Genomic DNA, 19,590 nt, shown 5'->3' with positions numbered 1-19,590 from the left:
ACCTTGTGGTGGCCGATGACGCTGAGGTTCGTCCTCGACACGAGCATATTCGTCAACCCCGAAATCCGAAAGGACTTCGGCGATAACCCGACCGAGGCCATGAAGACCTTTCTAGGCTACGCCGGGAAGCTCTTCGGGAAGGTGGAGTTCTACATGCCGCCGGGCATCTACCGCGAGGTCATGCACTTCGTTGACGAGGAGCTGAAGCCGGAGATAGAGCTCTACATCATAAAGAAGCCCCCCAACCTGCACGACCTCAAGATTCCGGCCTTCGTCGTTTACGAGCTCATAGACGACATAAGGAGGCGGGTTGACAAGGGGCTTAGAGTTGCCGAGAAGGCCGTTCGAGAGAGCGTCGTCGAGACGGACAACGTGGACAAGATAATCCAGAAGCTCCGGAGGAACTATCGTAAGGCCCTTCGAGAAGGAATCGTTGACAGCAAGGAGGACTTCGAGCTAATCCTTCTCGCCAAGGAGCTGGACGCGACGATAGTTTCTGCGGACGTTGGAATACTAACCTGGGCGCAGAAGATGGGCATCAAGTGGATTGACGCTTCAGCGTTCAAGGACGTCCTCAAGGGTCTCGTCGAGAAGCTCGGAGGGAAAAATTTATAAAGGCTCCCTCCATCGTATCAACGTCAACAGCGCCCCGGTGGCTCAGCCTGGTGGAGCGGCCGCTTGGTAAGCGGCAGGTCGCGGGTTCAAACCCCGCCCGGGGCTCCACAACAAACTTCGCCTTCGCGAAGTTTGATCAAGGTTCGTGATTCCTTTTGAAGAGGCCATTCTTTGAGTGGATTTTCCCTTTGAGTTGCTTCTTTGAAGATGGAATTCCTTTGAAAGCGCCTTTTAAATGGGTTCACGTCTGTAGCGCTCCTTTGGAGCGCGGTTCAAGCAGAACCCGTGTGAGGGAGTCCTTAGATTGTGAATTCAAACTCTCAACGGCTGACTTGATTTTGAAATCCTTTGAAGAGGAGCCCTGAAGAGGAATCACGAGCTTTTGGTGAAGCTTTTTCCAAAAGCTTCAGCGCTGGCGGAAGATTAAGTGCTTTTTTTGAAAATGCAAGTTCTAGCGGGGGTTTCTACTAGAGTTGCTCCTTTTGTGAGTGTTTCTCTCTTTGAAGGCGCCCGGAGGGCGCTAACGGGAGGAAAACACATTCAAAACTGGCGGGTTTAGAAGTAAACCCCCCTGAGAACAAACCATTCAAAAGGCATGCCTAATTTTGATGAAACTTTGCCCACAGCCTTTAAGAAAGGCTGGCGAAATAAGCGCCCTTCTTACCAAAGAGCAAGAGGTCAGTCGTGCACTAACAAAAGAGCAACCAGCGGGGGTTTAACACTACACCAAAACTCCTTGAGATAGTTTCAACTTACCATCGGCGCCCTTCGGGCGCCTTCTCAGAGTGAAACTCTTGGAAATGAAGCAAATTTGACAGAAACCCCTTCAAAACTTGCACTCTTAAAAAAGGCACTTAACCTTCCGCCAGCGCTTGCGCAAGCAAGGGCTGTTGTGGTGCGGGGGCGGGGATTTGAACCCCGGAACCCCTACGGGAGTGGATCTTGAGTCCACCGCCTTTGACCAGGCTCGGCAACCCCCGCGCTCGCGGGACTCCCGAAGAAGTGAAAAAGGGCTGAGTTTATAAACCTTGCTTCAGCGCTCCATCCTCTTGACCCCGTCCTTCGTGCCGACGAGGACGAGGTCGGCTATGTCAGCGAAGATTCCGTTCTCGACGACGCCGGGAATGTTGTTGAGCTCTATCTCAAGGTCAAGCGGGTCCTCTATGCGGTGGAACCTGGCGTCGAGTATGAAGTTGCCGTTGTCCGTAACGACGGGCCCGTCCTTCTTCTCGGCCATCCTCAGCTCGGCGGTGGCGTTGAAGACCTCTATCTCCTCCGCGATGGCACGCCAGGCGACCGGGATAACCTCTATTGGGACGGGCATTCTCTGGCCGAGCCACTCGACGAGCTTGGTCTCGTCAACGAGGACGACGAACATTCCGGCCCTGTACTCGATGATTTTCTCCATGGTCAACGCGGCACCGCGCCCCTTGATTAGGTTCATCTGCGGGTCAACCTCGTCCGCTCCGTCAATCGCTATGTCTATCGCGTCAACCTCGTCGAGGCTCACAACCGGAACACCGGCTTCAAGGGCCAAGAGCCTCGCCTGGTATGAGGTCGGGACGCCGTAGACCTCCTCAAGTTCACCCTCCATGATGAGCTTCCCGAGGTAGCGGATGAAGTAGGCGGTCGTAGAGCCGGTACCGAGACCAATGACCATCTCGTCCTCGATGAGGTTAAGGGCCTCTTTGGCAACGGCCTTTTTCATTTCCTCAACGTTCATGAAATCACCCCGTCACGTTGGTCACGTTAAACACGCATTTAATCCCGGCCGTTCCGTTGTGAACGACCTGATAGAGGAGGCTCTGGTTGGAGTAGCAGACCGGCTGGAAGTTGATGGCCACCGAGTAGCTGAGCATCGTGAAGTAGAGCCAGAACAACAGCCAGCCCCAGAAGGCCTTCCTGAGTATCGCCCTCTCGTCCGGGACGTCCGGAGGGAGCTCCTTAATCAGCGCCATGACGAACTTGTCCACGAAGAAGTAGAGCAGGAAGCCGAGTATCCATGCGCTCCTGTTGTAGTAAGCCAGCAGTCCGCTGATTACCCCGGTGATAATGCCCCATATGTAAACCGCGAACGAGAACTTGTACTCTATCTTCACGTCCTCCCACCTAAGGGGCTCTTGTGGGAGAGATTTAAAACGTTATCGAAAAGAGGAAGGGCTCAGCGAGCCCATCACTTGAGCCTTATGGCGTCGAGGTTGTTGGGTGCCCTAGTGGAGATGCCGAACTTCCTGTGTATGCTGGAGCTGAGGTCGAGGCACTTGTGGGCCTCGCCGTGGACGGTGATTATCCTTTCCGGCCTCGGCCTGACGCGGGCGACGTAGCTTATAAGTTCCCTCCTGTCCGCGTGGCCGGAGAAGCCGTCTATCGTGTGGACCTCCATGTTGACCTGAACGACCTCTGTCCTGCCGTCCTCTCCGATGAGCGGTATCTCGCGCAAACCTCTCTGCACCTGCCTTCCGAGGGTTCCCTCGGCCTGGTAGCTGACGAAGATGATGCTGTTCTTCGGGTCTGGGGCAAGCTGTTTGAAGTACTCGACGCTCGGCCCGCCGACGAGCATGCCCGAGGTGGCTATGATTATCGCAGGCTCTCCGGAGTCTATGATGTCCTGCCTCTCGCGCGAGTTGGCGACGCTCTTGAATATCGGGTTGAGGAACGGGTTGTATCCCTCGTGGAATATCTGCTCGCGGAGGCTCTTGCTGAGGTACTCCGGGTAGGCTGTGTGAATTGCTGTAGCTTCCCAAATCATTCCGTCGAGGTAAATCGGAACCTCTATTCCCCCGACGCGCGCGTACTCCTCGAGAACCATCATTATCTCCTGGGCCCTACCGACCGCCATCGCCGGAATGAGCACTTTTCCACCGCGCTTGATTGTTTCTCTTATGACCTCTATGAGCTTCTTCTCGGCCTCTTCCCTCGGCATCTGGTAGTCGTTGCTTCCGCCGTAGGTGGACTCCATGACGAGGGTCTCAAGGCGCGGGAACCTGTTTACCGCCGGTTCGAAGAGCCTGGTCGGGATGAACTTGAAGTCGCCGGTTACGGCTATGTTGTGAAGTCCGTTGCCTATGTGGAGGTGAACTATCGCCGAGCCGAGTATGTGACCGGCGTTGTGGAGGGTCAGCCTTATATCAGGGGCTATGTCGCGGACTTCTCCGTAGTCGAGGGTTATGGTGTGCTTTATGACCTCCTTTATGTCCCTCGGCCTGTACAGGGGCTCGACGCCGTTCATGTGCTGAATCTCGATGAAGTCCTGCTGAAGGAGCGTCATCAAGTCCCTCGTCGGCGGGGTCGTGTAAATCGGCCCGTCGAAGAGCTTGTAGCGGAAGAGGTACGGGAGCATTCCGCTGTGGTCGAGGTGGGCGTGGGTTATGATTATCGCGTCGAGAAGGCCCTCGTCGAGGACGTAGCGGAATTCTGGAGCGTCGAAGTGCGGAAACGCTTTGAGCGGGTCCCTCATAGCTGCAATGTTCACGCCGAAGTCAACGAGAACGTAACTCTCATCGGTCTGAACTAAGAGGGCGCTCCTTCCGACCTCGCGGAAGCCTCCGAGGCCGGTAATCCTAATCCACCTGCTCTTGTACTCGGACTTGCGGTAGATGTTCCTGCCAACCTGCCTGAGGAACTTCCTCCTGTCCTTGCTCTCGGTCTGGAGAATCTGCCTTATCGAGTAAATCGTCTGGCTCTGGAGCGGTGGGGTCCTGACAACCCTTGGCGCCCAGTGGACCTTCTGGGTGATTAGGCGAAGCGTCTCGCCGTTCTTTCCGATGACGAGGCCGGGCTTCTTGGCCTCTATGAGAACCTCGCCGACGGAGGGGTCAAAGCTTATGTTCGTTATCTCGGCCTCCTTCGGGACGAGCTCCTTAATCATCTCCTCGGCCTTCTCGGGCGGGATTAGGATGTCCGGGTCCGGGCGGACGCTTATCCTCTTCTTCAGAACCTTCGCGAGGTTCCTGATGAGGTCGCCGTCCTTCATTATCGCCTCCGGGTTCTTGGTGTATATAACGAGCTCCGGCCCCTCGAACTCGACGTCGGTTATCCTCGCGTTCGGCGGAACCATTTGGGCTATGACCTCGCGAATCTCCTTGAGTATCTCGTCAACGTAGGTTTCCCTCCGAATCAACGCCACCACCTCAGAACAGCGCTTTGAGTTCCTCCTCGCTCCACTCGTGGTAGCCGTCCTCCGTTACCGTCACGAGTGTAACCCCACCCCCGGTGAAAACGTCCCTGCGGGTGGAAGCCTTTATCGCCTTCAGGGCGAGCCTTATTCCATCCTCCAGTGAGAGGTCATCGCGGTAGTTCTCCTCAAGGATTGAGAAGGCGAACTCCATTCCGGAACCGGCGGCGGTGAACTTGTCCTCCGTGACGCCACCGGCCATGTCTATCGAGTAGAGGCCCGGCTTCTCGTCGTAGCCGGCAATCAGAAACCAGCCGAAGTAGGGCATGAAGCGGTTCCCGTGCAGTATGTTCGACGTGAGAGTGGCGAGGGCTTTGACGCTCATCTCCCTGCCGACCCTCGCGCGGTAGAGCTTTGCCTCGGCTCTTAGAAGTCTGACGAGGCTCAGTATGTCGCCAACGCTCCCCGCTCCTGCCAGGGCGAGGTGCTCGTCTATCTGGAAGACCTTCGTGACGCCCTCAGAAAGCACCATGTTGCCGAGTGATGCCCTTCTGTCTGCCGCTAAAACTACACCGTCCTTGCAAACTACGCCGACGGTAGTGGTTCCCTTTAGGTTCTCAGTCAACTACAACACCCCTGGAGTTGGTTTTTAGAATAGAAGAACCTCTGAACCCCGCTTAGAGAAAGAGTATTTAAAGGTTTCGCCCCACTCCCTTGGGTGGTTGTCATGGCAAAGGAGGTAATCCTTCTAACCGGCCCGCCCCTCAACGGGCGCGACGAATACCTGAGCGAGGCCCTTGAAAAGGCCAACGGGGAGAGCTACGCCTACTACCACGTCTTCGAATACCTCCGCGAGGTCGGAAAGGAGAGGGGGGTTAAGATAACCCGCAAGAACGTCCTCGACTTCGCGATAAACCACCAGGACTTGATGAACGAGATTCGCGACGAGGCCTTCGAGAGAATAAGGCGGGAGATAGACGAGAGCGACAAAAGGTTTCACCTCGTTTCGACACCGAGCCTCTTCCGCTGGGGGAGCGGGAGCGTTATAGGCTTCACCCTCAGCAACCTCAAGCTCCTCAAACCTGATAGAGTCATCATCGTCCTCGACGACGTGCTCTCGGTCAGGAGGAGGATAATCAACGACCCGGAGTGGTTCGAGCGCTTCGGCAACGACCCGGACAACATAAAGCTCACCACGCTCGTCATGTGGCGCGAAGATGCGATAAACCACGTGAAAACCCTGGTCCACGAGCTCAAGAAGGAGGGAATAAACGTCCGCTACGTCCTCCAGTTCGGCATAAGGCACCCGCCGGAGGTCTTCCTTGACCTGCTGTTCAGGGAGAAGGAGAAGCCCCTCGTCTACCTCAGCTACCCGATGACCGGCCACGAGGAGGAGTACTACCACCGCGTCAGGGGCTTCTACGACAAACTGAGCGAGCACTTTACCGTTCTCGACCCCGGTGCCCTGGACGACTGGTGGGTCGTCGCTGAATACGACAACCAGGTCGCCAAGAACCCGAACGTGAAGAAAATCAGGATAAAACACCTCCTCGACGGGAACGAGGTGGACGAGCTTGAGAGGGAGGACATAGAGCAGGCCACCGAGATACTGAGGAGACAGCTCGTTGAGAGGGACTTCAACCTCGTCGATGTCAGCAGGGCCATAGCGGTCTACCACTACGCCGAGGGCGTTTCGGCAGGAGTCGTCAGCGAGATGGCAGAAGCATACAGGACGCTTGCGGCGATATACCTCTACTACCCCTTCAAGAGGCGTCCAAGTCCGTTCATGGAGTTCTACGGCATGCAGAACCCATCGAGGCGGACGATGTTCAGGGACGAGGACGAGATGATAAGGGCGATGGTGGAGGAGAAGGACTACTGGACGAAGGGTTGACCTTCTTTTTAGTCTTTTCTTATCCCAGCAAACTGCTTTCAAGAACCGAAGGGAGAACTGAGAAGGAAAAGAAGGGAGAAGAAATCACTTCTTGACCCATCCACGGTCCTTCATGGCCTGGTAGACCCTCTGGACAGCGACGACGTAGGCACCATCGCGCATGTGGATGTTCTTCTCCTTGGCGGTGTTGTAGACTTCCCAGAAGGCCTTGGTCATCTTCTTGTCGAGCTTCTCGCGGACTTCCTCCTCGGTCCAGTAGTAGCCGTTGATGTTCTGGACCCACTCGAAGTAGCTGACGGTGACACCACCGGCGTTACAGAGGAAGTCCGGAATCTGGAGGATGCCCTTCTCGCGGAGTATGTCGTCGGCCTCAGGGGTAACCGGACCGTTGGCAACCTCAGCGACAATCTTGGCCTTGATGTTGTCGGCGTTCTTCTCGGTAATGACCTCCTCGATGGCAGCCGGAGCAAGGACGTCAACATCGAGCTCGAGGAGCTCCTCATTGGTGATGTTGGTCGCGCCTGGGAAGTCCTTAACTGAGCCGTGCTCCTGCTTCCACTTGAGAACCTCGTCCGGGTCGAGGCCGTCCGGGTTGTAGATACCGCCCTTGCTGTCGCTGACGGCGACGACCTTCATGCCGAGCTGCTCCTTGGCGAGCTTGGCGGTGTAGTAACCGGCGTTACCGTAGCCCTGGACGGCGATGGTCTTGCCCTTGAGGTCCATGTTAAGCGCCTTGGCGGCCTCTCTGATGGTGAAGATAGCACCCTGGGCGGTGGCGGTGCCCCTTCCGAGGGAACCGCCGATGCTGAGCGGCTTGCCGGTTATGACACCAAAGGCCGGACCCTTGCGCCTCATTATGGTCTCGTACTCGTCCATCATCCAGCCCATTATCTTGGGGTTGGTGTAAACGTCCGGGGCAGGAATGTCGGTCCACGGGCCGATGACGTCGTAGATGGCCCTTATGTAAGCGCGGGCGAGCCTCTCCTGCTCCCTCTCGGAGAGTTTCTTCGGGTCAACGATGATGCCACCCTTGCCGCCACCGTAGGGGAGGTCAACAACGGCAACTTTCCAGGTCATCCAGGTGGCGAGGGCCTTAACGGTGCTGAGGGTCTCGGCAGGGTGCCACCTTATACCACCCTTGGTTGGGCCGCGGGCCCAGTTGTGCTGAACGCGGAATCCCGTGAAGACTTTAACAGAACCGTCATCCATCTCGATGGGAACGCTAACTTCAACAATCCTCATGGGCCTCTTGAGCCACTCAAGGGCCTCCTCACTTATGTCCATGTACTGGGCAGCCCTCTCAAGCTGCTTAACGGCCATCTCAAAGGGGTCTATCTCGACCATATCTACCACCTCAAGTTTCGGTAATCTGCGATATCCCCTACGACCTTTGCATATATAAACCTTTCGGAAAAGGAGGCAGGAGAAAGCTTAGTTTGCAACAAAAAGTTAGCATCTCAAATTTTCGAAGAAATAAAAAGTTCTCTCGAAATTTTTAGCCAAAAAGAGGGATGTACATCCAAGATTTTATGAACATCAATGGACATCAAAATTCAACAATGAAGAGATGTGAAAAGGGCCCTCAGCGAGAAGTCGGTCATCACACAATCAGCTCACTCTCTTTCCAATCATCGGGCAATGTGGGTTTGAGGGGAAAGTATAAAACGATTGTCCACGCCATTTTGTTGAAAAAATGACAAATATTTTAACGAGTACTTGTCATATGGGCACAGAACGTACGTTTCTCTGTTTAAAATTTGGAAAAATGACAACAAACCGCCCCGAGTTATTTTACGGGAAAGTAAATCGTCTTTCGTCGAAAGGGGCCCCCAAAAAGCTTTTTATACGATGAAAGCCTTTATACATAGTGCCCCCGAGGTGGGCATTGGTATAAGCTACAATACATTTAAGTATGGAGGTGGCTGAAAATGGAACAGCAGAGGGACCAATGGGCGACCAAGATTGGTTTAATTTTGGCCATGGCCGGAAACGCGGTTGGCCTTGGTAACTTTGTGAGGTTCCCAACCCAAGTCGCCCAGAACGGTGGCGGCGCCTTCATGGTGCCCTACTTCCTGGCGTTGTTCCTCCTCGGAATACCAATAATGTGGGTTGAATGGGTCGCCGGAAGGTACGGGGGCAAGTACGGCCACGGAACCATCGGCCCGAGCTACTACCTCATGGCCAGGGAGAGCCTCAAGCCGAGAAGCGCCCTCATAATGGGTGTCATCAGCGGTATGGTGGCTTTTGCTGGAGTCACCCTGCTCAACAGTTACTACCTGCACCTCATCGGCTGGTCAGCCGCGTACACCTGGTTCAGCATCACCGGTGCATACTTCGGCAAGAACACGGGACAGTTCTTCAGCAACTATCTCAGCAACCACGCGGAGGTGTTCCTCTTCTGGGGTATAACCATAGTCACCATCGCCATAGCTGTCGGAAGGGGTGTCAGCAAGGGTATCGAGAAGTGGGTCAAGGTCATGATGCCGTTGCTCTACGTCTTCGCCATCATAATGGTCGGCTACGTCTTCGTCCTCGGTTCACCAATCAACCCGAACTGGAGCACACTCGACGGATTCGCGTTCATCTGGACCCCGAACTGGGCATACCTCAAGGCGCACTTCTCGGCGGTCATGCTCGCGGCCGCGGGACAGATATTCTTCACACTCTCGCTCGGTATGGGTATCATCCAGAACTACGCCAGTTATCTCGGTCCCAACGATGACGTCGCTCTCTCCGGTATAGCCACGGTCTCGCTCAACGAGTTCGCAGAGGTCATCCTCGGTGGTTCGCTCGCCATTCCGCTGGCGACCGCCTACGCTCCGAAGATTGTTCCGGCAAATGTCCTGGACCAGGGCAAGAGCGCCGCCCTCTCATGGATTGGCCACAAGTTCGGTCTCGGTTTCGCTTACACGAGCCTGCCAAACGCATTCGTCAGCATGGGAGAGGTCGGAAGGTTCTTCGGCGCACTCTGGTTCCTCCTGCTCTGGTTCGCCGGATGGACCTCGGCAATAGCAATGTACAACTACCTCGTGGCACTCTTTGAGGAAGACCTCAACATCAAGAGGAACGTCGGCACATGGCTCGTGCTGCTGATATACTTCATACTCGGCCTGCCGGTTATCTACATCGGCCTCGACAACTATGTCACCCCACTCGACAACTGGATTAGCTTCCAGCTCACCCTGCTGGCCCTGCTGGACATCATAGTTGCGGTGTACCTCTTCAAGCCCAGCAACTTCTGGGAGGAGCTTCACAAAGGAGCCTACATCCGGGTTCCAACGTTCTACAAGTGGATTACCCTCATAGTGGCGCCAATATTTCTGCTGATTCCGCTGGTCGGAACCTTCAAGGGCTTCGTTAGCGGCGGAATTCCGCCGACGGTAGGTGCAGTGATTATAGTGATGTTCATTATCGGAGCCATCGAAACCTACTTCGCCATCAAGAGGAAGTACGGCGAGGAGATAGCGAAGAACGAGGTGCTCATAAAGGTCTGAGGTGATGGCAATGGGAAGCTGGGTAATCTACATGCTCTTCGCGTGGTTCGTTATCTTCGCCCTAATGTTCTGGAGCATAGGGAAGCTCCTCGAGGCGGAGAAGCAGGGGCAAGGGTCTTAAACCCCCTTCTTTTTTTTAGTTTTGGAGGGATAGACGTGAAAAGTCCGGGGATTCTTGAGGACACTGCCGAGGTTCTGGAAACGACGATACCTCGCGTTGAAAGGCTCACGGTTCTGAGCGAGAAGGAGAAGAGGAAGGTCATCAAGCTCATAAAGGAGGCCGCTGAGAACTTCAGACAGCTGTCAAAGAACGTTAAGAACGACAACGTCCAGCTGGCGGAGTTCTTCTTCAAGAAGGCGAAGGAGCTGAAGAACCTCAGCACGGACAAGGGAATTGAGCGTGAGGGCAAGAAGAAGTACATTGAGCGGGTAAAGAAGATGAACCTCTACTCCAAGTCGGCCGTTTACGACTTCGACCCGGAGATGCTCAGGGAGCTGAAGAAGGCCTACCGCACCTACATATTCGGCATGACTGCGTTTTTCCTACTCGTTGGTGTTTACATGAGTCAGGTGATGGCCGTAACAGCCCTAATCCTGGCGCTCCCGATAATACTATCGATGCTCTCCCTCCAGAGGAGGGGCTACACCGGCCTTCTCCTGGCATACTCAGCGGCTCCAATCCCGATAATCCAGGGTGTCATGGGACTGACCTACGGCTGGAGGCAGCTGACGACGCCCGGTGCCATAGAAAAAATAGCGGAGACCTTCAACAAGAGCCCGGAGTTCGTCAAGGGCTGGCTGATATTCATGGTTGTCCTCAGCGCCGTCGAGCTGTACCTCATCGTGTACGGCCTCTACCTGCTCTACAGGCACCGCCACGCCTTCCTCTAAAGTTGCTCCACGAACCTTCTCAACCTTTTTATTGAAATCCTCGTTTTCCTTGCGAGCTCCTCAAGGTCCGCATGAAGAAGGTCCTCGGGTGTGTTTATCCCCGCGTTATTAAGCTTCACAAGGGTTTTGGGGCCAATGCCCTTGACGTCTATGAGGCGCTTCAACCGTGGGCGTTTCTTCTCGGCCTTCGGCTTCCTGGGCGTTCTAATCCCCTCGACCCTCTTTGTCAGCCTCGTGTCAATCCTCCTCGCGAGGGGAACCTTCGGCTTCCTCCTCTTTACGAAGGCGAGCGAACTCGCGTAGAACCTCCCATCGGAACCCTCGAAGACGCTCTCACCGAGCTCGGCTTCCGCCTCAACGAACGTTCCTCCCACTTCCTCCGTTCTACCCCTCTCCTCCGGCGGCACCTCCGGGGGCTCCACGTACTCCTCAAGCTCTGGAGAACTGTCGCTGACGTAGTGGGCAACTATCACCGACCTGAAAGGGTTGTCGCGCTCCTCAAGGCCCTCGAGGAGTGAAACGTCCATCTCGCCAGCATTGAAGTACCTGACGACCTCGTTGGCGAGCCTGTGGAAGTCCCTGGCGTGAAGCAGAACGCGCCTCTCGGCGTAGGCCTTCGCCTGGCCGGTCGTTATGAGGAACTGCCAGTCACTCGCCTCGAGGATTAGAAGCTCCCTCGCGAGCTGTTCTATCGCCCTATCGCCAAGCTTGTCCTTCCCGTAAAAGCGGCTCGCCAGCGCGACCATACGCTCCTCCGCGCGGTAGATTTCCTCCCATGTCCACTCCGTTTCCGGATTCCACCACGTTGAGTGGTCCGCGTTGGCGCCCCACGAGCCCTCGGGCAGTTCGACCTCAAGCCTCTCGCCGGAGTAGTTGGAGAGGAAGGCTGAAAGCGTCGTCGTCTTGATTCCCCTCTCCGCCAGAAGCTCAAGGACGCGCCCGAGCCATCTGACGCCCTCGTACCACCAGTGGCCGAAGAGCTCGGTGTCGTAGGGAGAGACGATTATTCCCTTCTCGCCCGTTTTCTCTTCGAACTCACCCAGCAAGGTCTCGACGAGCCAGACGAAGTGCCTCGCGTGCGCTTCAACCCGCTCAAGGGCCTTCTCGGGGTCGTAGAAGTCCTTATCTCCCAAATCAACGTCCTTACCCGTCACACGCCAGTACTGGTTGCCGCTCCGCTCGGCCTTCCTGTGAAACTCCCTGTACCAGAAGTCGCCGGGGTAGCCGTAGTGCGCGCTCCAGACCTGATGGCCCGTCTCGCGGTTTCTCGCGAAGACGGCGACGTTAGAGCCCTTGACCCAGTATGGCCGGAGCGTTGCGAGAGAACCAGTAGGAACCGGGGCGCCGTAGGAGTCGCTGACCGGTCCGTCATCAATGAGGTTGCTCTCGACGAAGAAGTACTCGATTCCAAACTCCTCAAGGAACCTCTCCACCCCCTTCCTCTCAACGGTCCTTCCGCCGGGAAGCTGCCACCTGCCGGAAGGTCTGTAGGCGCACTCGGAAACCCACATCCCCCTTGGCCTCTTCCCGAAGTGCTTCTCGTAGGTTGCTATCCCATTGGCTATCTGGGAGTGTATTGACTCCTCCCTCCAGAGGAGGGGAAGGTAGGCGTGTGTCGCAGGGGAGGTTATGATTTCAAGGTAGCCCTCCTCCTGGAGCTCCCGGAATTTGCCGATTACGTCGCCGTTTATGGCTTTCCAGTATGAGTAAACGCGCTCGAAGTGACGGAGGGCTTCTCTAACGGGCCTCTCGGGGTATTTGCCAGATGCAAGGTCCTCCCTGGTCCTCTCGATTTTCCTCAAGAGATACTTCTCAAACTCGGCCTTGACGTAGTCGTCGGCCAGCTGTTCCATCAGGACGGGCGTTATGTTCACCACGAGCTGGAAGCGAACGCCCGAGTCCCTCAAGCGCTCGAACTCCATGAGCAGGGGCAGGTAGCTCTCGCTCATCGCCTCGTAGAGCCACTCCTCACCGAAGGGCCACTTGCCGTGCTTCCTGACGTAGGGAAGGTGAGTGTGAAGGACAAAGGTTAGGTAGCCCCTCATGGTATCACCGGTGGTGTTTAAGCCTCATCGTATTTAACCTTATTCGGAACAGACCTGTCACCGTGACCAGTAATGTGCATGGAAAACGTTTTATTTCCGAACCCGTAGGAAGTTTGGTGATACTATGAGGTTGGACGAGCTCACGGGGACGGAGAGCGGCTTCATCGCAGGGGCCCTCGCGGTGGTTCTTCTTGGGGCTATAATCTCGATTCTCTCCATGCCCGTTAGGGACTTCACAAGGCTGGCCTACGTCCTATACGACATCGGCCTAGTGGGACTATCCTTTGGACTGCTGAGTGAGGCCGTTGAAGGGGACAAGAGCGACGCGGTTAGGGCCTCCCTCGCGATTGCGGGGGCTCTCGTTCTGCTCGCGCTCAGGCTTTAACCTTTTAACCCCCGCCCTCTACTCTTTTCGGGTGAGAGAATGAAGGAAGAGATGAGTTCAGTTGACATACGCTACGTCGTGAGAGAACTCCAGTGGCTCGTTGGCTCTCGCGTTGACAAGGTCTATCACGACGGCGACGAGATTAGGATTAAGCTCCGCACGAAGGAAGGCAGGGTCGATTTAATCCTCCAGGCCGGGAAGAGGTTTCATTTAACGAGCTACGTCAAGGAGGCGCCGAAACAGCCTTCGAGCTTCACGATGCTCCTCAGAAAGCACCTGAGCGGAGGCTTTATAGACGCGATAGAACAACACCAGTTCGACAGGATTGTCAAGATTCGTGTCGGCGACTACACGCTCATCGGCGAGCTCTTCAGGAGGGGCAACATCGTCCTCGTGGATTCCGAGAACAGGATTGTTGCCGCTTTGAGATACGAGGAGTACAAGGACAGGGCGATAAAGCCCAAGGCAGAGTACAAGTTCCCGCCGGCGAGAGAGAACCCGCTGGAGGTCAGCTTCGAGCGCTTTTTTGAGCTGATGAGGGAGAACGAGGAGCTTGAGCTCGTCAGAGCTCTGGCGAGGAAGCTCAACATGGGGGGCCTCTACGCGGAGGAGATTTCCATAAGGGCCGGCTTCGAGAAAACCACCCCTGTGAAGGAGCTGAGCGACGAGGATTTGAAGAAGGTCTACGAGGCGATGATGGGAACCTTCAACGACGAGCCGAGGCCGAACATCGTCTACAAGGACGGCAACATGCACGACGTTGTTCCAATCGAGCTGAAAATATATGAGGGGCTTGAGAAGCGCTATTTTAAAACGTTCAGCGAGGCCCTCGACGAGTACTTCGGTAAGCTCACAATCGAGAAGGCCAAAATCGAGAGGACGAGGAAGCTCGAAAACAAGAAGAGGCAGTTGCTGGCGACGCTGAGGAAGCAGGAGGAGATGCTGAAGGGCTTCGAGAAGGCAATGAACGAGAACCAGGAGATAGGAGATTTAATCTACGCGAACTACGCCCTCATAGAGAGGCTTTTGGAGGAGTTCAGGAAGGCCACCGAAAAGCTCGGCTGGGAGGAGTTCAGGAAGCGCATAGAGGCGGGCAAAAAAGAGGGCAACAAAGTTGCACTCATGGTAAAATCCATCGACCCGAGGGAGAAGGCCGTAACGATTGAGCTGGAAGGGAAGAAGGTCAAGCTCTACCTCAACAAAAGCATAGGCGAGAACGCCGAGCTCTACTATGAGAAGGCCAAGAAGTTCAGGCACAAGTATGAGGGAGCGCTCAAGGCCTACGAGGACACGAAGCGCAAGCTCGACGAGGTTGAAAAGCTCATAGAAGAAGAGATGAAGAAGGAACTGAACGTGAGGAAAATCGAGAGGAGAAAGAAGAAGTGGTTCGAGAAGTTCCGCTGGTTCGTTTCGAGCGAGGGCTTCCTCGTCCTGGCTGGAAAGGACGCGGGAACCAACGAGGTTCTCATAAAGAGGCATATGGCAGAGAACGACCTCTACTGTCATGCAGATGTTTACGGCGCTCCCCACGTCGCCATCAAGGACGGGCAGAAAGCTGGAGAGAAGACCATCTTCGAGGCCTGTCAGTTCGCGGTCTCGATGAGCAGGGCGTGGAGTCAGGGGCTGTATGGAGCGGACGCCTACTGGGCGTATCCCAATCAGGTGACTAAGCAGGCTCCCAGCGGTGAGTACCTCGGCAAGGGAGCCTTCATGGTCTACGGAAAGAGGAACTGGCTTAGGGGACTACCGCTCAAGCTGGCGGTGGGAGTCATAAACTATGAGGGGGAGGACTACGTCGTCTGCGCGCCCGTTGACGCGATTAAGGCCCACACGGACAGGTACATCGTCATAAGACCCGGCAGGCTCAAGAAGGGCGAGCTCGTCAAGAAGATACGCGGAATCCTCGAGAAGTGGGGCTACAAGGTTCGCGAGGAGGACTTGAACGCGATTCTGCCTCCGGGAGGTGGAGAAATAGTGGAGGTGGTCGGTTAAACCAGCTCCTTCCCGGTTCCCGTCATGACGAGCTTGCCGTGCTTCACTCCCTTGAGGCTCAGTAGCCTGTCCGCTATCTCCTTTATCCTGCTCGCCTTTCCCTTGACTATGACGACCTCGAGGCAGTTGTGCTCGTCCATGTGGACGTGAATGCTGGAAACGATCTCCTCGAGGTACTCGTGCTGCAGGTCGAGGAGCTCCTTGACGACGTCCGCCTCGTCGTGGTTGTAGAGCATCGTTATCGTTCCCGCAACCTCAGTATCGCCGGTCTCCCACTCGTGCCTGATTATGAAGTCCCTCATGAGGTCCCTTATGGCCTCGCTCCTGTTCACGTAGCCCTTCTCCTCGATTATCCTGTCAAACTTTTCGAGCAACTCCTCGGGTACGGAGACGCCGAAACGGACCACCTTCATAACACCACCAAGTGAGATGATGGCACGGAAGTTATAAATCTGTTCCAAAAGTCTTTTATCCGAACCGGAGTAGGTTCGAGCATGAGGGACGAGCTTTACTCGATAGCGCGAAGGGAGTTCGCGGAGGATTTAATCTTCGAGATTGGGGAGAAACCGGTTACGCTCTCGATAAAGGGCCTGCTCATAGCGAGGGCCGAGAGGGAGGGCTACAACTTCTCCTTCTTCGAGGTGACAGAAACTGAAACCGTCCTGGCGGTTCAGATGAAGGGGTTCATCGTCTACATAGCAATCGAGAGCGACGAGGAGCTCGACGATGAAGAATATGCCGAGGTCGGTAAGGCCCTGCTTGAACACCTGACCCCGAAGATTGCCCTGCTCGTGACGAAGGCCGAGAAGGACTACTCGGGAAAAGCCGACATACTCCTCGACGACGGCATGTCGCCCGAGCTGAAGGAGTTCTTTTACTCGCTCCTCGTGAAGCACAGGCAGGGGAGGAGCCCCTACGAGCAAACCGAGGTCGCGTGAGGTGTTGAAATGAAGGGAACGCACAGGATTCTGGCCGTTATCGTGGTCGCGCTCATAGCCGTTGGCGTCGTAAACTACCTGCCGAGGAGCGGGGAGAACGGGGGAGAAAGTGTTAAACCTGCGGAAAAACCGACCCTCTGGGGCCTCACCGACCCGCCGGTTCTCCAAACCATGAGCTGGGAAAGGAACGGGAACGTCGAGGTGGCAACCCTTCCGGGATACCTCGAAGGGAAACTCGAAGACCAGCTCCTGGCCCTTGGATACTATCCGGTTTATGCCAACTGGAGCGACTGCAGGTGGACAATCTGGGAAGGGAGAAAGGCATACTACGTTGGAGAAACCAAAGATGGTATCTTGGTAGCGCGAGGAGACCTGAATGCAGTCGTCGAGTGGGTGAACGAGACCTCAAAGTGCGGAAAGCCGGGTTGGAAGACCACCGTCATCGGCCCGAGCCCCCAAAAAGCACTCTCGTACACCGCCTCGCTGATAGGCGACGCCCTCGAGAAAGACGGCGTAATCGTCGTTCCCTCAGAGTGGAACGGAAAAATCCCCTGGAACCTTGCCAACTACAGTGTAGAGGCGGGGAAGGTGAAAATCCTGATTCTAATCTACGCAACGGACGAACAGCTTGAGTACGCGAGGTCGCTCCTGGAGGGAAAAACGCTCTGCATCCACGCCCTTAACTATCGCGCGCTTGTGGTGCTTGACGGCCCCACCGGGGATGGCTCAAGGGCCTACGACTCTATTGAGAGCGTTGCCAATACAAGAGGAGCCTCCTGCGGGTGATGGAGATGAAGAAGGCGGTCGCTGGAATCATCCTCGCCGTTTCCCTCCTCGCTGGGCTGGTCTACTGGGAGTACTACTACGTAGCGCCGGTGCCGAAACCCAAAATTTGGGGCTACACCGATCCCCCAAGCCTCGTTAACATGAGCTGGGAGAAGAGCGGGGGGGTCGAGGTAATCAACGCAACTCTGAAGAACGCGAGCGAGGTGTACGGCGAGGTCATCGGCGAGCTATCAAAAATCGGGTATTCCATGGTTTCCGGAAACTGGAGTAGCATAAAGTGCCAGTGGAGCTACTGGAGCAACCGGAAGAAGGCTTATTATATCGCGTACAATGGAACGAGGTTTCTGGCCATCAGAGGTGCACCAAACGCGGTTCTGAACGCAAGCGAGGAGCATTGGCTATGTGGAAAACCCCTCGATGCAAGCCCGCTACCGTCGCCGAGCCCATGGAAGCTCGCAGAATCCGAGGCTCTAGCCTTGGGAACCAAATTCATGAAGAACAACATTACCGTCAGCAGGACCAACTGGACGGGACCCCTACCGGACTGGTACCTCGCCAAGCTCTCGTTTGAGGCAGAGATAGGGGACGGCGTTGAAGTGCTCATCCTCGTTTACTCGAGCGACACCCAGGTTAAGTATGCCGAGTACCTTATGAAGAAAAAGGATAGGGGGCTGAGGTTCCTTGTTAGCGATGCCGGGGACTACACGGTCCTCATGGTTTTGAAGGGAAGAAAAGCGGACGTGAACAGAGCGGTTGAGATAATCCAGGAACCAGCGACCTGACTTTTCTTCATAATTTATCAACCGTCCAGAACGCTTCAAAACAATTTGAAACCATGACAAAGGTTATATCCCCCGAGACGTAACAACTGAGGAGGACCCATGGCGGGCAAGCTGATTGCTTCCGTTGCCGTTTCGGCGTTGCTCTCATCCCTCGCGTGGATAATCCTCCAGCTCAACCACCTCCTCGGAGTCCTCCTCTTCATCTCCGCGGTTATCGTACCCCCAGTGGTTTTCAGGAACTACTACAGCAAAAGGCCCCTCCAGCTGGCACCGTTTCTGGCGGCATCGCTCATCCTGATGCTCCTCTTGATGCCCCCTCCAGTCACGGGCCCGAACGTCGAGTTCGGCCTCCACTTTGTTACGGGCTGCTGGGGACGACAGGCCGATACTTGGCCGCTGAGTGGTGGGGAACTCACTTACTCCTGCAACAAAACGGTTGAGTACTCGACGATTCTCGTCAGCGGGGTTGCCTGGAAGTCCTCAGGGGTCAGACTTCCAGTCCTCGGCCGTTATGTAACCCTCTATGAACCACGTGAGAAGGCCGATAACGCCTACAGTGAGGCCGCAAAACGCGTTGAATCGGAGGGCTACCTAAGGATTGTGGAGAACTACGTAGGCGACTCCGACATCATGAGAGATGCCCTCTTCGCTAAGGGCGAGGAATGTATATACCTGGCCGAAACAAGGATTCTCGGCGGTGGCCTCGCCGTCATCTCGGCGCGGGGCCCCTGCAGGGGCGTCAAAGGATTTGCGCTCCGCTGGCACGACGACTACCTCTGGAACGCGAGCGAGCCGCCGACTTTCGTAAGGTACCGCTTCAACTGGAGCTCAAACGGGAGCGTCAGAGTTGGAAAGCTCGGCCTATCGGACTGGCCGGGGGAATGGGTGAGGAACACCTACAAAGCTATAGAAATCGAGCTCAAGGGAACCGGATACGTCAAGCTAATGGAGGGAAAAAGCGGGGACTGCAGGTGGTCTCTCTGGGTAAGGAATGAAGGGTCGCACTACGTTGCCCTGAAAGGGAAAGAAATCCTCGTTTTAAGCGGAAAAACCGGAGAAGTGAAAAACTCGGCGGAGGAGCTTTCACCCTGCGGCCTGCGGAACGGCCGAGAAGTTAAAGGGCCGACTCCCGAGGAAGTGCTCAACGCCGTGATAGCGGAGCTCAACGGAAGCCTTGTCCTGAAACCCGCCAGAGAACCTGCCCTCTGGTCCCTCGCTGGAAAAGAGTTTTTGATGTCTGTGGGTGGTAGAAACCTCAGCGTGAACCTTCTCGTGTACGGAATTCGCGGGCAGTGCGACTACGCCCGCTACCTGCTCGACGCTTCCGACGGGGAAACGACTTCCATTTGCCTCGAACGCAGAGGATACTTCGTCGCTGTGGCAGTTAAAGGGGAAGCCAAAGACGTACAATTCGTCTTATCGTCAATAAAGCAACCGAAAAGAACTTAAGGAAACGCAGTTTCCTTACCTCGATGCGCCATGATGGTCAGGAGTGATTGTTTTTGGCTTTGAAGGTCGCCTCTCGAGCCCTGACATAGCCGTTAGGCGGGATTGTTTTTGGCGCTGAGCTGAACAGGGGGGCTTGTTTTTGGCCGCGCAGTTCTGTCACTTAAACGCTCCGGTTTAGTTCTCACGCTCTTATTCCCTCACCCTT

17 protein-coding genes and 2 tRNA genes are annotated in these 19,590 nt (G+C 55.5%); 11 read left to right on the top strand and 8 right to left on the bottom strand.

From position 1 onward, the window contains the following. Positions 1 to 21 precede the first annotated feature (21 nt). Complete coding sequence (locus tag CS910_RS04450; protein WP_099212425.1) at positions 22 to 615, top strand: RNA ligase partner protein; 594 nt, start codon at positions 22 to 24, stop codon at positions 613 to 615. Between the two features lie 31 nt (positions 616 to 646). Further along, positions 647 to 723: transfer RNA gene (locus tag CS910_RS04445), tRNA-Thr, on the top strand. 785 nt (positions 724 to 1,508) lie between these two features. On the opposite strand, the gene CS910_RS04440 is transcribed toward CS910_RS04445, so the two are convergent. The 5 genes from CS910_RS04440 to psmB form a co-directional block, all read right to left on the bottom strand. After that, a tRNA-Leu gene (locus CS910_RS04440) sits at positions 1,509 to 1,596 on the bottom strand. Positions 1,597 to 1,648: 52 nt separating this feature from the next. Then, positions 1,649 to 2,338, bottom strand: a complete 690-nt coding sequence (gene rpiA / locus CS910_RS04435) for a ribose-5-phosphate isomerase RpiA (RefSeq protein ID WP_099209910.1) — start codon at positions 2,336 to 2,338, stop codon at positions 1,649 to 1,651. A gap of 4 nt (positions 2,339 to 2,342) precedes the next feature. Further along, a complete protein-coding gene (locus CS910_RS04430) occupies positions 2,343 to 2,714 on the bottom strand; it encodes a hypothetical protein (RefSeq protein ID WP_099209909.1) in 372 nt (123 codons plus the stop codon). Between the two features lie 74 nt (positions 2,715 to 2,788). Further along, on the bottom strand, positions 2,789 to 4,735 hold the full coding sequence (locus CS910_RS04425) for a beta-CASP ribonuclease aCPSF1 (protein WP_099209908.1): 1,947 nt from the start codon (positions 4,733 to 4,735) through the stop codon (positions 2,789 to 2,791). Positions 4,736 to 4,745: 10 nt separating this feature from the next. Then, positions 4,746 to 5,354 (bottom strand): archaeal proteasome endopeptidase complex subunit beta, encoded by a 609-nt coding sequence (gene psmB, locus CS910_RS04420; RefSeq protein ID WP_099209907.1) that lies wholly within the window; start codon positions 5,352 to 5,354, stop codon positions 4,746 to 4,748. A gap of 102 nt (positions 5,355 to 5,456) precedes the next feature. Between psmB and CS910_RS04415 the strand changes: the two genes are divergently transcribed. Beyond that, on the top strand, positions 5,457 to 6,623 hold the full coding sequence (locus tag CS910_RS04415; RefSeq protein ID WP_099209906.1) for a P-loop NTPase family protein: 1,167 nt from the start codon (positions 5,457 to 5,459) through the stop codon (positions 6,621 to 6,623). 84 nt (positions 6,624 to 6,707) lie between these two features. Here CS910_RS04415 and gdhA read toward each other — a convergent pair whose 3' ends face one another. Further along, entirely contained in the window at positions 6,708 to 7,967 is a 1,260-nt protein-coding gene (gene gdhA, locus CS910_RS04410; protein WP_099209905.1) for a glutamate dehydrogenase, read from the bottom strand. A gap of 584 nt (positions 7,968 to 8,551) precedes the next feature. Between gdhA and CS910_RS04405 the strand changes: the two genes are divergently transcribed. Further along, complete coding sequence (locus CS910_RS04405) at positions 8,552 to 10,117, top strand: sodium-dependent transporter (RefSeq protein WP_099209904.1); 1,566 nt, start codon at positions 8,552 to 8,554, stop codon at positions 10,115 to 10,117. Positions 10,118 to 10,273: 156 nt separating this feature from the next. After that, a complete protein-coding gene (locus tag CS910_RS04400) occupies positions 10,274 to 11,008 on the top strand; it encodes an alpha-glucosidase (protein WP_099209903.1) in 735 nt (244 codons plus the stop codon). On the opposite strand, the gene CS910_RS04395 is transcribed toward CS910_RS04400, so the two are convergent. Beyond that, on the bottom strand, positions 11,005 to 13,053 hold the full coding sequence (locus tag CS910_RS04395) for a 1,4-alpha-glucan branching protein (protein WP_099209902.1): 2,049 nt from the start codon (positions 13,051 to 13,053) through the stop codon (positions 11,005 to 11,007). The genes CS910_RS04400 and CS910_RS04395 overlap by 4 nt on opposite strands. 124 nt (positions 13,054 to 13,177) lie before the next feature. Here CS910_RS04395 and CS910_RS04390 point away from each other — a divergent pair, with 124 nt between their 5' ends. Further along, a complete protein-coding gene (locus CS910_RS04390) occupies positions 13,178 to 13,438 on the top strand; it encodes a hypothetical protein (protein WP_099209901.1) in 261 nt (86 codons plus the stop codon). A gap of 39 nt (positions 13,439 to 13,477) precedes the next feature. After that, positions 13,478 to 15,430, top strand: coding sequence for a ribosome rescue protein RqcH (rqcH, locus tag CS910_RS04385; protein WP_099209900.1), 1,953 nt, complete (start codon positions 13,478 to 13,480; stop codon positions 15,428 to 15,430). Here rqcH and nikR read toward each other — a convergent pair. Beyond that, complete coding sequence (nikR, locus tag CS910_RS04380) at positions 15,427 to 15,843, bottom strand: nickel-responsive transcriptional regulator NikR (RefSeq protein ID WP_099209899.1); 417 nt, start codon at positions 15,841 to 15,843, stop codon at positions 15,427 to 15,429. The two genes, rqcH and nikR, sit on opposite strands and share 4 nt — an antisense overlap. 81 nt (positions 15,844 to 15,924) lie before the next feature. Here nikR and CS910_RS04375 point away from each other — a divergent pair, with 81 nt between their 5' ends. The 4 genes from CS910_RS04375 to CS910_RS04360 all read left to right on the top strand — a co-directional run bounded on the left by CS910_RS04375 (position 15,925) and on the right by CS910_RS04360 (position 19,385). Further along, entirely contained in the window at positions 15,925 to 16,368 is a 444-nt protein-coding gene (locus CS910_RS04375; RefSeq protein WP_099209898.1) for a hypothetical protein, read from the top strand. Between the two features lie 9 nt (positions 16,369 to 16,377). After that, positions 16,378 to 17,154 carry a hypothetical protein gene (locus CS910_RS04370; protein WP_099209897.1) on the top strand — a complete coding sequence of 259 codons (777 nt, stop codon included), beginning with the start codon at positions 16,378 to 16,380 and terminating at the stop codon, positions 17,152 to 17,154. Next, positions 17,154 to 17,936, top strand: coding sequence for a hypothetical protein (locus CS910_RS04365; RefSeq protein WP_145955359.1), 783 nt, complete (start codon positions 17,154 to 17,156; stop codon positions 17,934 to 17,936). The genes CS910_RS04370 and CS910_RS04365 overlap by 1 nt, the downstream gene beginning before the upstream one ends. 99 nt (positions 17,937 to 18,035) lie before the next feature. After that, the gene (locus CS910_RS04360; RefSeq protein ID WP_099209895.1) at positions 18,036 to 19,385 is read left to right on the top strand and encodes a hypothetical protein; all 1,350 of its coding nucleotides are present in this window, start codon (positions 18,036 to 18,038) and stop codon (positions 19,383 to 19,385) included. The last annotated feature ends 205 nt before the right edge of the window (positions 19,386 to 19,590 follow it).

The sequence above is a fragment of the Thermococcus henrietii genome (assembly GCF_900198835.1).
Lineage (GTDB): Archaea > Methanobacteriota_B > Thermococci > Thermococcales > Thermococcaceae > Thermococcus > Thermococcus henrietii.
The sequence above is the reverse complement of the archived record's forward strand: the minus strand, read 5'-3'. Positions and strand labels throughout refer to the sequence as shown.

Coding starts and splice junctions, on each gene's coding strand:
- CS910_RS04375 (WP_099209898.1), top strand. CDS start 15,925: ATGAGGGACGAGCTTTACTCGATAGCGCGAAGGGAGTTCGCGGAGGAT.
- nikR (WP_099209899.1), bottom strand. CDS start 15,843: ATGAAGGTGGTCCGTTTCGGCGTCTCCGTACCCGAGGAGTTGCTCGAA.
- CS910_RS04405 (WP_099209904.1), top strand. CDS start 8,552: ATGGAACAGCAGAGGGACCAATGGGCGACCAAGATTGGTTTAATTTTG.
- CS910_RS04365 (WP_145955359.1), top strand. CDS start 17,154: ATGGAGATGAAGAAGGCGGTCGCTGGAATCATCCTCGCCGTTTCCCTC.
- rpiA (WP_099209910.1), bottom strand. CDS start 2,338: ATGAACGTTGAGGAAATGAAAAAGGCCGTTGCCAAAGAGGCCCTTAAC.
- CS910_RS04370 (WP_099209897.1), top strand. CDS start 16,378: ATGAAGGGAACGCACAGGATTCTGGCCGTTATCGTGGTCGCGCTCATA.
- rqcH (WP_099209900.1), top strand. CDS start 13,478: ATGAAGGAAGAGATGAGTTCAGTTGACATACGCTACGTCGTGAGAGAA.
- gdhA (WP_099209905.1), bottom strand. CDS start 7,967: ATGGTCGAGATAGACCCCTTTGAGATGGCCGTTAAGCAGCTTGAGAGG.
- CS910_RS04395 (WP_099209902.1), bottom strand. CDS start 13,053: ATGAGGGGCTACCTAACCTTTGTCCTTCACACTCACCTTCCCTACGTC.
- CS910_RS04360 (WP_099209895.1), top strand. CDS start 18,036: ATGGCGGGCAAGCTGATTGCTTCCGTTGCCGTTTCGGCGTTGCTCTCA.
- CS910_RS04415 (WP_099209906.1), top strand. CDS start 5,457: ATGGCAAAGGAGGTAATCCTTCTAACCGGCCCGCCCCTCAACGGGCGC.
- CS910_RS04390 (WP_099209901.1), top strand. CDS start 13,178: ATGAGGTTGGACGAGCTCACGGGGACGGAGAGCGGCTTCATCGCAGGG.